The sequence below is a fragment of the Paenibacillus sp. MAEPY2 genome, assembly GCF_000499205.1.
GTDB classification, from domain to species: Bacteria; Bacillota; Bacilli; order Paenibacillales; family Paenibacillaceae; genus Paenibacillus; species Paenibacillus vandeheii.
Genome location: NZ_AWUK01000026.1, coordinates 77,624 through 91,192, shown reverse-complemented (window position 1 = coordinate 91,192; position 13,569 = coordinate 77,624). Strand labels below are relative to the sequence as shown.

At 42.0% G+C, this 13,569-nt stretch carries 13 protein-coding genes; 10 read left to right on the top strand and 3 right to left on the bottom strand.

Annotated elements, in window-relative coordinates; genetic code table 11:
- Positions 1 to 5: 5 nt before the first annotated feature.
- The 6 genes from P364_RS0119305 (at position 6) to P364_RS0119280 (ending at position 6,180) form a co-directional block, all read left to right on the top strand.
- A complete protein-coding gene (locus P364_RS0119305; protein ID WP_024631723.1) occupies positions 6 to 362 on the top strand; it encodes a HesB/IscA family protein in 357 nt (118 codons plus the stop codon).
- 114 nt (positions 363 to 476) lie between these two features.
- Complete coding sequence (murB, locus tag P364_RS0119300) at positions 477 to 1,367, top strand: UDP-N-acetylmuramate dehydrogenase (protein ID WP_024631722.1); 891 nt, start codon at positions 477 to 479, stop codon at positions 1,365 to 1,367.
- A 44-nt stretch (positions 1,368 to 1,411) separates the two neighbouring features.
- Positions 1,412 to 1,960, top strand: a complete 549-nt coding sequence (locus P364_RS0119295) for an NADPH-dependent FMN reductase (protein ID WP_024631721.1) — start codon at positions 1,412 to 1,414, stop codon at positions 1,958 to 1,960.
- 178 nt (positions 1,961 to 2,138) lie between these two features.
- Entirely contained in the window at positions 2,139 to 3,545 is a 1,407-nt protein-coding gene (locus P364_RS0119290; RefSeq protein ID WP_024631720.1) for an outer membrane protein assembly factor BamB family protein, read from the top strand.
- Between the two features lie 203 nt (positions 3,546 to 3,748).
- Positions 3,749 to 4,972 carry an RNA polymerase sigma factor gene (locus P364_RS0119285; protein WP_024631719.1) on the top strand — a complete coding sequence of 408 codons (1,224 nt, stop codon included), beginning with the start codon at positions 3,749 to 3,751 and terminating at the stop codon, positions 4,970 to 4,972.
- A gap of 185 nt (positions 4,973 to 5,157) precedes the next feature.
- Positions 5,158 to 6,180 carry a phosphotransferase enzyme family protein gene (locus P364_RS0119280; protein ID WP_024631718.1) on the top strand — a complete coding sequence of 341 codons (1,023 nt, stop codon included), beginning with the start codon at positions 5,158 to 5,160 and terminating at the stop codon, positions 6,178 to 6,180.
- Positions 6,181 to 6,327: 147 nt separating this feature from the next.
- On the opposite strand, the gene P364_RS0119275 is transcribed toward P364_RS0119280, so the two are convergent.
- Positions 6,328 to 6,954, bottom strand: a complete 627-nt coding sequence (locus P364_RS0119275) for an HXXEE domain-containing protein (RefSeq protein WP_024631717.1) — start codon at positions 6,952 to 6,954, stop codon at positions 6,328 to 6,330.
- A 24-nt stretch (positions 6,955 to 6,978) separates the two neighbouring features.
- A complete protein-coding gene (locus P364_RS0119270; RefSeq protein WP_024631716.1) occupies positions 6,979 to 7,560 on the bottom strand; it encodes a TetR/AcrR family transcriptional regulator in 582 nt (193 codons plus the stop codon).
- A gap of 172 nt (positions 7,561 to 7,732) precedes the next feature.
- Here P364_RS0119270 and P364_RS0119265 point away from each other — a divergent pair, with 172 nt between their 5' ends.
- Positions 7,733 to 8,647, top strand: coding sequence for a poly(ethylene terephthalate) hydrolase family protein (locus tag P364_RS0119265; RefSeq protein ID WP_024631715.1), 915 nt, complete (start codon positions 7,733 to 7,735; stop codon positions 8,645 to 8,647).
- Between the two features lie 191 nt (positions 8,648 to 8,838).
- Here the strand turns inward: P364_RS0119265 and P364_RS0119260 are convergent, their stop codons facing one another.
- Positions 8,839 to 9,954, bottom strand: coding sequence for a GntR family transcriptional regulator (locus tag P364_RS0119260; RefSeq protein ID WP_024631714.1), 1,116 nt, complete (start codon positions 9,952 to 9,954; stop codon positions 8,839 to 8,841).
- A gap of 407 nt (positions 9,955 to 10,361) precedes the next feature.
- Between P364_RS0119260 and P364_RS0119255 the strand changes: the two genes are divergently transcribed.
- From P364_RS0119255 to P364_RS0119245, 3 genes are all read left to right on the top strand, one after another.
- A complete protein-coding gene (locus tag P364_RS0119255) occupies positions 10,362 to 11,741 on the top strand; it encodes an ABC transporter substrate-binding protein (protein ID WP_024631713.1) in 1,380 nt (459 codons plus the stop codon).
- Between the two features lie 72 nt (positions 11,742 to 11,813).
- Positions 11,814 to 12,707: a carbohydrate ABC transporter permease gene (locus P364_RS0119250; protein WP_024631712.1), complete on the top strand. Its 894-nt coding sequence runs from the start codon at positions 11,814 to 11,816 to the stop codon at positions 12,705 to 12,707.
- A gap of 12 nt (positions 12,708 to 12,719) precedes the next feature.
- Positions 12,720 to 13,538, top strand: coding sequence for a carbohydrate ABC transporter permease (locus P364_RS0119245; protein WP_024631711.1), 819 nt, complete (start codon positions 12,720 to 12,722; stop codon positions 13,536 to 13,538).
- The last annotated feature ends 31 nt before the right edge of the window (positions 13,539 to 13,569 follow it).

Here is a 13,569-nt window from a genome sequence, read left to right as displayed (position 1 = left end):
AAACGATGATTCAGGTCAGTGAAACAGCATCCGAAAAGATCGTTGAAATTCTGGCAAGTGCGGATAGCCGGAATTCATTTCTTCGAGTAGGGGTGGATGAGGGGGGCTGCAGTGGTCTGTCCTATACCCTTATCGTAGATGAACAGCAAGCAGAAGGGGATATCTTATTAGATAAAGGTGTATTTCGTATATTGGTTCACTCAAATACGGTTCAATATATTGAAGGACTTGAGATTGATTACGAAGAAAGCGGGATGTTGGGGGGATTCACCATGAATAATCCTAATGCAAAAGTGTCATGTGGCTGCGGGGCCAGTTTCAGAATGGCGAATTACCGTGGCGAGGTTAAAAAATGTGATTAAATGATATGATGTTCGGAATAATTCCAAGTAAAATCTCATATTAAACATACAATGAAGGAGTTTTCTGTTCGCCGATTGTGCAATCACGTCTTTTCAACTCAGGGAGAGAATGTCATGAATATTTTTGAGAATCACATACCTTTGGAAAAATTGAAATTGAATGAGCCATTAAAGGACCATACCTATATAAGACTAGGTGGTAAAGCAGACATACTTATTCATCCTACTACGAAAGAAGAAATTATTAACATAGTTAACATTGCAAAAGTACATCAAATACCTCTGACTGTCATTGGCAAAGGATCAAACGTCATTATTAAAGATCAGGGGCTGCGTGGAATTACGCTCTCTCTGAGCCAATTCGATCAAATTGAGGTTTATGGTAACAAGATTGTCGCTCAAAGCGGTTCCAATATTATTGACGTTTCACGGATCGCTTTGGATAACAGCCTAACGGGTCTGGAGTTTGCATGTGGAATACCAGGGAGCACAGGTGGTGCTTTATATATGAATGCGGGAGCTTATGGCGGTCAGATGGAAGAGGTCGTCGAGCAAGCGCTGGTTGTTACTAAACATGGAGAACTGGTTAACATGGCCCGAGATGATATGCAGCTCGGTTATCGAAACAGTATCTTCCGAACAGATCAATACATCATACTTGAAGTCGAATTTAATCTCAAAAAAGGCAATAAGGATGTTATCTCCAGTGTCATGCAGGATTTAACGTTCAAACGGGAATCCAAACAACCGCTTGAGTACCCTTCTTGCGGAAGTGTATTCAAACGTCCAGAGGGACATTATGTCGGGAAACTTATTCAAGAATGTAATTTACAAGGCACTCGCATTGGGGGAGCTGAAATTTCGAAGAAACATGCGGGTTTTATCATTAATGCAGATCACGCCACTGCTGAGGATTATTTGGAATTAATTAGATTAATTAAAAAAAGAGTGCACGATCAATTTAATATTGAATTGGAGACGGAAGTCATTATTTTGGGAGAGTAGGCAGAAAACTTAACAGATGACTAAGACTTATTGGAGGTTATGTTGTGAAATTAATAGGATTGTCCGGGTCGTTGATTGGATCAAAGACACCAGTGGGTGTGGATGCTGTGCTCCAATTCGTGAAAAATAATCATCCAGAAATTGAAGTTGAACTCATAGATTTAAGAGATTATAAAGGGATCGAATTTTGCGATGGCCGCAAATTGGAGGATTATAATGAAGACACCCAGTCGGTGATTCAAAAATTGATGGATGCTGACTTTTACGTAATCGGCACACCAATATATCAATCCTCTCTGACAGGTGTACTAAAGAATGTATTTGACCTATTGCCTGTGCAGAGCATTTACAATAAAGTGATGGGTTTTATAGCAACCGGTGGCACCTATCAGCATTATTTGGTTGTGGAAAATCAGTTAAAGCCCATTGCTGGCTTTTTCCGCTCCTATGTCGCCCCAAGCTATGTATATCTGAATAGCGATCATTTTGATGCTGAGAATAACATTAAAGATACGGAAGCCCTGAGTCGGCTGGAAAAATTGGCTGAGGAACTGGTCTTCATGCAGACTCAATTAAAAGCTTCATCCCACTGAACAAGGAGTCGCCAATTGGGCGACTTTTTTGTTTTGAAATCTATTTGAATCGTTTAACAAGAGTGTAACTATTAAGCAATTCAATGCGTTATATTCATAAGGATTATAGGCGATAGCTCTCTAGAAATACACATCTATTAAGGTAACTAATGTAGAAACCATTACAATGGAGGGTAATATGCTCAAAACGAAAAAGAATCAACAGTTTACGAATTGGAAAGGACAACTATTCCGCTGTATCGTCGCAAGCTTTACAGCTGTGGGGCTTCTTGCTCTGGGGATGAACGCCGTAATTTTGTCTCAGGCACATGCAGACGCACCTGATGTTTCGGTACGCAACTGGTATTCCTATATGGGGATATCGGTACCCGAACTTAAGCCTTCCTGGACTGCACAAGTGGACAATTATTTGAATATGAACGAACCTTATATTGGTCATCATGCAGTAGCAGAAGAGGGTAAGGTATTCACTTTCGCCGATAGCAAACTGATTTCATTGGATGCAAAGACAGGTAAACGTCTATGGTCTTACGGAAAAGGATTAACACCCTATGTTGTTTATCATAATAATGTCATTTACGGTCTCACTGGGGATCATAAGCCTTATGCTTTGAACGCGAAGACAGGAAAAGCGATATGGCTATCAGGCTCATCCACCTGGATCGATACACGGAATCGTACAGAAATGTTAGTTCCAACTGGTGATACGCTTTATATTATCCAAGGCAGTACAACATTTGCTTTTGATATGAAGACGGGAAAGCTGAAGTGGAGGGCTGATGAGCCGCTTGGTGAAGGAAACGGTACCGACTACCTGGAGGAATCTAATGGCGTCGTGCTTCGAACCTTTTATGTACAGGGGGCACTTACGTCCATCCAACTAAATGCATATGACAAGAAGACAGGCAAAAAGTTATGGGACGATTTCGGTCAAGGAGAAGCACTTCAAATTAAAGACGGTCTCGTGTATTCGGTTGATTATCATTCTTCCAGACTGACAGAATATCAATCAAAACCGGAACGTAAAGTGAGTGTAAATGCCTATAACCTCAACACTGGCGTACAAAAGGGGAGCCTTGAATATAACTGGAAAATGAACGGTGATCCACCATATGACTATGGGTATGGGAGTGTATTTGCAAGCAATGGAAAGTTATACATTGAACAAGGAGATCGGGTAGCGGAATACAACTTCGACAAATATACATCTAATGCTGATCCACTTCGGACTTATCCTCGCCCTTTTTATAAAGAAAACGGGGTGTCGCTTGGTATCGTGCAGGAAAGGCTGATATACAAAAATGAAACAACGGGTGAACTAGCGGGCATCAAGCTGGTGAATGGACAGGAAATCAAGTGGTATGGCGACGCACCTGTTGCTCAGATTAGCGTGTACGGCAAAGGAATGTACCGGACGCAGCGTAACGGAACAATGTTCGGGATTAATATGTTGACTACTACACCAGTCTTTCGGGTAACCACCGGGGCAGATTTACACGAAGCGACACTGAAGACAGACGGTATGATCATAATACAGGCGGAGGGTAAACTCCTCGGTGTAAAGCTGCCCGCATCGCTGAGATAAGCAAAGACTAGTTGTGTTTCCATAAAAGAAAAGAATAAAGGTAGCCGGTCAGTGCGAACGGTTGCCTTTGTTTGTTTTTCATCTTCATAAAAGCAGAATTCATACTAAAGCGAAGAAGAAGCCAAAAAAATTTTTCCTCATGCGTGGCTTTTTCGCTTCCTCCGGTGTCTAATTAAATGTAAATCAAGAGGAGGTTCACCACCATGTCAGGAGCTCATGACACGAAACCTGTTTATCCGGATGAACAGGAAAGCATCACCATCTTTGAGAACACGTATGAACAATATCGTCAAAGAATCAGTAAATATTTCTCACTGAAATTGAATCCGTTGGTTGCAGATGATTTGACCCAACAGGTGTTTTTGAAAGCGGTCGAAAACATTCATAGCTTTAAAGGGTCCTCAAATTTATTCACCTGGATCTTTAAGATTGCTCAGAATACGGTGAAAAACGAATATCGCAGGTTATCGCGACAAAAAGAATCTCCTTATGATTTTACAGATTATGAATCCCAATCCATCTCCCTTGAATTTACGAAACATGTTGATATCCGAATTGATATTGGCTCCGCGTTAAAAAAGCTGGATGAGATTGATCAAGAAATTATTGCTTTACGCTTTTTCGTTGACTGCACCTTGCCTGAAATATCCAAGATTGTTGGAAGACGGGAGAGTGCAGTAAAGAACAGACTATACCGAGCTTTGGAGAAATTAAGAAAAGAACTGAAAGAGTGGGGGGACATTGCCATCATGTCTATTCAAGACCTGATTTCTATTGTAAATAAAGGTGTAAGCCACGAAACGAATGATCGTACAAAGAAAATGCATCAAGATTTGTTCGATGAGCTCAACAATAGTGTTGAACGAGTGTCGGCCAAATATAAACATCATCCATCACAAAAGGTAGTTATTGAAATTTATCCTGATTTGCCAACGTTCCATCAAGCTGTCGGCGAAACAGATGCCCCCAATTGGTTTATGGGCACATATGAAGGGCGCATTCTGAAAATTGTATCTCCGTTGAACCCGGGACCGGAGCATACGTATCAATCCATTCTGAAAGGCACAGTCCACTTGTTCGCCATGTGGCTAATCAGCGATATTAATCCTGCAGCTCCGAAATGGATCAGACAGGGTATTGGTGGATATGAAGCTAAACAGATGTCCCAAGATTTCATTAAAGGTTCGACGGAAGATAGCATTCGCAACCAGACCATTCCATCTTTTGATGAATTAAATAACGATACGTGGGATTTTGAAACGATGAAAGGCTTTCAATTCTCTTATATGATGGTGGAATTTGTGGTTGAGCGATACGGAATAGAGGCATTAAACAAACTGATACGTAATCCTCAAGATTTCGAAGGGATCTTTCAATGTACTAAGTCTGAATTATATAAGCTATGGGTGGAATATATCAAAATATAATTTGAATACCTTTGAAATGTTAAGTCCGGTGATGAACCGGGCTTTTTTGTGTTGAGATGCCTTTTGAGAGAAAGCTTCTATGTAATAGATGTTTTATAATCGTTTGTTATATATGCCTCCAATGGTCTATTCCGTATAATTCGTTGTAGCTTGGATTCGCTTGCGGATATTTATGGAGGAGGCCAATGATGACATTTTTTCAAAATGGAACGAATGAGGAGCTACAATTACTGCTCGTTCAGGCGAGAAGTGTTTGTCTAAGGGCATTAGATCAGTATGAATTAGCATGGGATTGTATACATTTCATTCAGTTGTCAGATACCATCACGTACAAAATCGATACAGCTCCATCGAAAAGCTATTTACTTCGCATTCATTCCAATCGGCTAAGTAAAGAGGCTATCCGTTCGGAACTTACTTTGCTTCAATCACTGGGCACATCCAATAATCTCTACGTACCTCAGGGTGTAGTGAGTCGCGATGGCTCGTATGTTTTGTTCATGGAGGCAGAAGAAGCGGGAATGTACTTTTATGTTACGATGATGAAATGGGTAGACGGAGAGCATATGGACGGAAATGAGGTTAATGAACGTTGTGCATACCGTATAGGCTCTATGGCCGCAGATCTCCATGAAGCAACAGCCCGTTTTGTACCATCTGTTGATTTTGCTCGGCCCACATGGGGCGAAGAAAGTTTTAAAGTTGATATGGCCAAGCTGAGACGTTATTACACAAGGTTTTTATCCGATCAGGCATGGAAGACGTATCAGAAAGCATCCCGTAAAATATTATCCCAACTTGCAGACTTGGATCAGAATCCACAGCATTACGGAATCATCCACGGAGATTTACATATTGGTAACATCGTATTCAACGATGAACAACCTAATCCAATTGATTTTGGCCGATGTGGCTATGGATATTATCTTTACGATATAGCAAACACGATATTAGGGCTTTTTCCCGCACAGCGTTGGGAGTTCATCAGAGGTTATGAAAGTGTAAGAACACTGCCAACAGATTATGCTGAGGTTCTGGAAAGTTTCTTTATCATGTGCATGATTGAGAACTACAGCCATCATTCGTCCGACCCTAGAGAAACATCACGAATAATAGATGAGCAACCGTACGCACAAGCATGTATCAGAGAATATTTAATGAATGCTCCATTTCTCTTCAATGGGATAGAAGTGCAGGAAGTCACCTAAATGGTGGCTTTTTTCATAAACAGATCGTTACGGAGCAATACAAGATAGACAACTATCACCGAAATGAATATCCTGAAATCAGCGCATCAGCTTCTTATATTGCTCGATTATATCCTTGTATTTATGAAGTTATAAGAAGTAACAGATTTAATTTTTAGTGTAAGGTCCTACTTGTTTCTGTGAAAATGGATGACTGGAGTTCTTGTTTTTAAGCCACATGTTACCTTTCACAATTAATATATACACAGCTACGACAAAATAAATGGTGCTCAAAATCCAATTTGTTGGTGTTAATATATTTTGTTCATAGGTATATTTAATGTACCAGATCCCAATGGGCAAATGCAGAAATATCGCTGAAAACAATCCGGGATTGTACAGGCTTCTTGTTTTTATATTAGCGAAGATGCCATGCCAAATAATCTGAAAAAAACCCATCAATATAGGCGCCAGACCCAGCCAAACAATGGAAGGGAAGAATACACCCGGCAAATAAAATATATAGGCGATAATCAGATTAATAATCATAGCTGATTGCTGATTTAGCGGATATCTCTCAGGTGCATCACTATGGAACAAAGCTTTATTAAATAAGCCTGCAAAATAACCCGGCCAACGGTATTCTTCGAATTGATGCAGGAGTATGGCAACAAAACTTAACCATAAAATGCTGTTAACACGCGGCAACGTTCCCCAATTCATAGTGACATAAATGCATACAAGTAATGCAATGATCAATCCCAAGTCCTGCCAATGTTTTCGTAACATGTTCATCTGAATGACCTCCAAAAATGTTTTTTAATGAAAGTATTTTTCAAAGAGCAAGTCAATTTGTTCATCTATCGGTGCGATCTTCACAGAGGCTCCTTTTTCCAGAATAGGACTCATTAGTGCTGGGAGAAAAAGCGCTCCAAAAATTTGCGTCATCATTGTGGTCAGTCGCTCCGGTTGTTGTTCTCCGGTTAACTCTTTTAACGTATTTTGAACCTTGGGGAATCCCATTACATTTAAAATTGAACCGTACTCCTGCTGAGAATCGAGGTCTGCTGAACCCATGAGAATAATTCTGGATAACAATTCGGGGTACTCACGGATGACTTGCAAATAATTCACCAAAAATTGCTTTAATCGTTCTCGGGCGGGGATGGAAAATTCGTCAAGTATATCAAAGGTATGCTGAAAGCTACTCAGAATCATTTTAATAGATTCGCTAATCAGATTTTCTTTGGAGCCGAAGTAATAGTTAACAAGGGAGACATTTGTACCGGAAGCTTCAGCAATTTTCCGTATGGTGATGCTTTCAAAGCCATTTTGTTTGGTGAACTCCAGCGTAGCTTGCATGATCTTTTCTTTGGTTTCACTTTTTTTGTCTGGTTCCATAGTAACCCTCCTACAAGTGGTTTAAACAATGTTTTAAACGTTGTTTAAACTCATATTAGCACTTATTCTCAATATTGCAAGACATAACTTTCACGTTTTGTTGAACTAAAAGCGCTATACCTGTGGTATGTTTTACCTAGGGATATCCCGCTTTAATGTGAGAGGAGATTGTATGCCACAAGTGAAAAAGGTAATCCGAAGCAAGTGGTTCCTATGGATAACGGGTGTTGTCGGTATTTTGATCGCTGCATTTTGCGTACTATCCTTCATCCTCGTAAATTCGGTATCGGCTACTTTCGAAGTCGGAAGTGTTGAAGAAAAATATGCTCTATCCGGCACATACGAGGTAGATACACTGGAGATCAAGGACAAACAAGGCGAGAAGCTCTACAGGGTTTATTCTCCGCAATCAACGGATGTCTTGCACCCGCTCATCGCTTGGGGCAATGGAACGGGGGCATTACCTGACAATTATGATCAGTTGTTAAGACACCTGGCCGGTTGGGGATTTATTGTCATCGATACATATAGCCAAACCACGGGTACAGGAAAAGAAATTATGGCTGCGATTGAATATATGCTCAGTGAAAATGAAGCGACGGTCAGCCCGTTCTACCACAGGATCCAAAAAGATCGAGTTGGTGCGGCAGGGCATTCGCAGGGATCAACGGGTGTGATTAACGCTCATACGAATTTTGAGAATGGGGATCTCATCAAAACGGTTGTATCGATTGCTCTGCCTGATCTGAAATATTGTGATCCAGAGGATGTGTATGATACATCAGCGCTGAAGGTACCATTTTTTGTTATAGGGGGAACCCGAGATTTTATCATCTCCCCGTCAGATTCCAACCAATTGGCCTTACGTAATGCCAAACCGGATCTTCCGGCCTTAATGGCTATGGCTAAGGGCGCTGCACATACAGCGATAGAGCAGGATGGCGGTCAGCATCGAGGTTATTTGACAGCTTGGATGAGATATCAATTAATGGATGATTCGGAGGCAAGTGGTGCTTTTGTTGGCAATAATGCTGAAATAGAAGCGAATGATCATTGGAAGGACGTTACTTCCGCAAATTTGCAATAGTTATCGTTCACATCATTCGAAGGACCCTTCCCATTTCGGGAAGGGTCCTTCTTCAATAAATGAACTGAACATCATGTAGAGACAATAAATCGCAGTTTAATACACACTGCAACTGTCAAAAAAGTAGATTTCATTCGTTTACTATAAACGTTTTCAGAAAATTGAGCTTGTTTAACTTCAGGCGAAGGTTTCTATGATTTCGCCTTTGCTGTTGACTGTCTGGGAATAAGCATCGTGGGTAACTTAACCTGAAGGTACTCGCTGCTAGGATTCTCTACTTGTTTCAGGATGACTCTGCCCGCTTCTCGTCCAAGCTCAAGTTCCTGCTGGACCACAGCCGTAGGCGGAATAATACAGTAGTCCGGAAATTCCACATCATCGAAGAACACGACGGATAAATCTTCCGGTACAGAGATTCCCATCTGCATCGCCGCTTGAATAACATGAGGGCTGAAATTGGAGGAAAGAAGGGCTGTCATCTGCGGATTCGCCTGTAAAAACTTCTGAATCATCATGATAACCTCTTCATCACTGTCACTCATGGCCAGACGTGTCATCTGTATACTCCGATCAATCAGAATATGACGGTCCTCCAAGGCTTTCTCATATCCATGCAATCTATCCTCAATACTCGATGTGCCCTCAGCTAGAGTGGAAATAAAGCCAATTCGACTATGTCCAAGTTCATGAAGATGGTTAACTGCCTGAATAGCCGCCTCATGGTTGTCCGAGCTGATAGAGTTGGTCTCCACCCCTTTTAGATTGCGGTCCAACAGGACAAGGGGGAAGCGATTTAGCGTAAGCGCAAGAATCTCATTATTATAGTGCTCACCCTCAACGGGATAGATAATTAGTCCTTTGACACCTGCCTGTTTCATTTCCTGGATTTTGATAATCTCCGTCTCTTGTGAATCATTTGTTTTGGCGAATAACAATTGATAGCCATTCTCTGAAAGGGTGTCCTCAATTCCGCTCAGCAGATTGGCGGTAAACCGATTGTCGAGACGGGGGAGAAGGAACCCGATTGTTGGCACAGTGAGCTGCTCTTTAACCGCTGAAGTGATGTTGCGAATTTCCTCCGGGCTGTGATCGTTAACAAAGGTGCCTTTACCTTGAAGTCGGTAGACCACCCCTTTATCGACCAGAGCGGTAAGCGCATTTTTCACCGTTATACGGCTCACACTGAATTGTTCAGCCAGTTCATTTTCGGAAGGAATTCTACTCTCTGGTTTCCAATTCCCGCTTCGAATCTGGTCAATGATATATGTCTCGATTTTCTTGTACATTGGCTTGAAGGTTCTCACCATCGCATTTTATCTCCATTCACTATTAGTTCGTTCTAAATATATTATATTAATACAACATATACAAGTGCTAAAAATCAATATCAAGTGAGTAAGACAAGAAGATTTAAATTACAAACAAATATGATAAAAAAACCTTATGAACAAACAACTTATTAGGAATATTCCATCTAAGGTTGTATCTAAAAATAAACATTTACAAGTAAAAGTATGTTGTTTATATTGTTTTTAAAGTTTGTTGGATGAAGCGTTTCCAACGATCCTTCACAATCTTATCCATGCCAAAAATTTTATCTCACATGTTCCTGAATTCAAAAAGGGGGTGCAGCGTTTCTTAATGGCAATTGGTAGCCGTGAAATATTCATTAAGCTAGGAATGATCAAAATTCAAAGATAAGGGTGGTTGCAGGATGAAAAAAAGAGCAGGCATGATCGTTACTTTGTTAACTGTTTTCTCACTCATTGTAAGCGCTTGCGGTGATGCGCAATCCGGAGGAACAGAATCCAATTCGAGTAAGGAGCTTACGATGTGGACGTGGAAGGTTGCTTACACGCCAGGAATTGAAGCTGCAGCAAAATTGTATGAAGAGAAAACGGGGATCAAAGTGAAGCTGGAGACCTTTACACCAGATGATACGTACCGCCAAAAGTTCCAGGCAGCAGCGAACTCCAAAAATTTGCCGGATATCGTCAACTGGTGGGCAACGGCGGGAGATTCCATTGAGAACTCGGTGCTTGAACTGTCTGGTGAAGTGGATGATGAGCTGTTGAACAGTTACTACAGTGCTGCAATGGACCCGATCATTGTTACGCAAAGTCAGGTTGACTCCTGGAAAGAAGACAAGAATGCCACTACGATTCAAAAGTCATTGAAAACTGGTCAGTTCTACGGACTGCCGCTCGATATCGGAGGATTCTTTACTTTCTATGGAAACAAGAAGCTGATCGAAGAAGCAGGGCTGACAGCGGAAGCACCAAAAACGTGGGAAGAATTCGTCACAATGATGGAGACCGTCAAAGAGAAAACAGGCACTCCTGGGCTTGTATTTGGTGCAAAGCTGCCTGACCTATGGGAAAACTGGGCCGGTTCGGCACTGTCCATCATGCTGAACGAACCTCAGGGTTATATTGATCTGCTCGAAAGAAAATCCAAACTAAGCGACCCTTCCAATCTGCCGGTTGTGAAAGCGATGGAGACATTGGCAAATAAGGATTTGCTTATGCCGGGAATTTTATCAACGGATATTGATGGAGCAGACCAGGCTTTTGCTGCTGGCAAAGCCGCTTTCGATCTTGGTGGTTCCTTCACGATGTCTACGTTACTCGCTATGGGAATGAGTCCTGACGATATTTTCACCTTCCCTGTACCACCGCTTGAAGGGTCGAAAATGAACAGCTGGACGACTGATCCATTCACATTAACGATGTTGTCGGTGAACAAGGATTCGCAGAACAAGGCTGAAGCGCTTGATTTCATTAAATTCCTGACGGGTGATCCGGATGCTGCTGTTGCTTTTGCCAATGCGGCATATACCGTACCTGCTCTGAACTTGGGTGATCGTGCCAAGGATCTGGATCCGAACCTGAAATCAATTTCAGATGCGTTCGCTGCCGAACCTGGTCCATTCAGTCAAGCTTCACCGGCGATTAATACGTATCGTGGCAAGCATAAAGAGTGGGAAGTGTACGCCCAGTCCATGCAATCCATGATCGAGAAAAAGATGACTGCTGAACAAGTCGCCAAGAAGTTCGACGACACCATGGAAAGTTTGAAAGCGAGCGGGAACTAGTACAACCAAAGTAATTGGCGAGACCCGCAAGGGTCTCCCGATTGCCAAATTGAGAGCAAAAGGTGATTGATCATGATAAAAAGTCGAAATAAGTGGATGCCGTATCTTTTTTTACTGCCCGGTGTGCTTTTGTTTCTTGCCATCGGCGTGTATTCGGTCGGATTCTCGATCATGCTCAGTTTTTATAACTGGTCCGGGATCGATTTTTCCACCGCACGGTTTGAAGGTTTGGCGAATTTTCGTCAGTTCCTGCTGGGTGATGATCCGATTGTAACCCGAAATTTCTATAATGCCGTTCTGCACAATCTGATCATTGCGGTTTCACAGGTTGTGGTTGTCGTTCCGATCGCACTTGTGCTGGCATTTGTACTGCAAAATACAAAAGCAGCCACTTGGTACCGGACGATTTATTTTCTGCCGATGATCGCATCTGGCGTAGCTATCTTTTATGTATGGAAAGGCTTGTTTGAACCAAGTGGAGCATTCAACTCTCTCTTCCTATGGATGGGCTTGGATTTCCTAGCGGTACCTGGTGGGATGCTTGGGAGTTCGTCCACTTCTTTACTCGGTATTATTTTGACATCGATATGGGGTGGTCTGCCAGGAACACTGATTCTGTACTACGCTGGTCTGACTTCCATTGATCCAACACTCTATGAAGCGGCAAGTGTAGATGGTGCCAAGAAAACAACCATGATATTGAAAATTACTTGGCCGTTACTGAAGCCAATCACACTGATTGCCGTCATTCAGATGGTGAACGGGGCATTCCAGGCCTTTGAGAATGTGTTCATCATGACAGGCGGCGGCCCGGCTGGCAGTTCGGAAGTTATTGGTACACTCGTGTACCGTACCGCTTTCCTCAACAATGATTATGGTCTGGCCAGCGCAATCGGGTGGGTTTCATTCCTGATTACAGGTGCCATCGCCATATTCAGTATTCGCTCATTCAAGGCAGACATCTAAAAGGAGGAGCACATGGTCAAATATATTAAGCATATCATTCTAATCCTGTACGGATTGACCTGCTTGTATCCTTTTGTCTGGATGATCGGCACTTCGCTGAAGACATCACAGGATGCATTAGCCAATCCACAGAGTCCGTTTCCACAAGCCGCACCGATGTGGTCCACATTCGGGGACGTATGGAATAAATTGAACTTCTATCAGTTTTTTATAAACAGCGTGATCGTAAGTGCAGTCGTAATTATAGGTGTCATTCTCATCTATACCATGATGGCCTATTCGTTTGCCAAATTTGTCTATCGGGGCAAAAAATTTATCTACTATACGTTTATTGCATTACTGCTCGTTCCAGGTGTAACGACATTGATTCCGCTTTATATCAACATGACTAATCTGGGTTTGCAGAACACGTACATTGGTATGATCCTGCCCATGATTAACGGTGCTGCACCATTCGCCATTTTTCTATTCACCAGTTATTTCCGCACGATCTCACATGAGCTATATGAGAGTGCCGTGCTGGATGGATGCAACAATTTTAAAATCTACTACAGAATCTATTTGCCATTGGCCTTGCCTGCGATCGGAACCATTGCCATTCTGAACTTTATCGGAAGCTGGAACAATATTTTGTGGCCGATGATCATTGTGGATAGCCGGGATATGTTTACGTTGCCGATGGGACTCATGTATCTGGATTCTTCTTCATTCAAGAAATGGAATGAACTCATGGCAGGGGCTTTAATTACAGTCATTCCAATCCTGCTTGCTTTCCCGTTCATGCAGAAGATGTATGTCAAAGGAATGACGGTAGGTTCTGTGAAAATGTAATTTTTTGATGGTGCGTTATAGCAAATACACA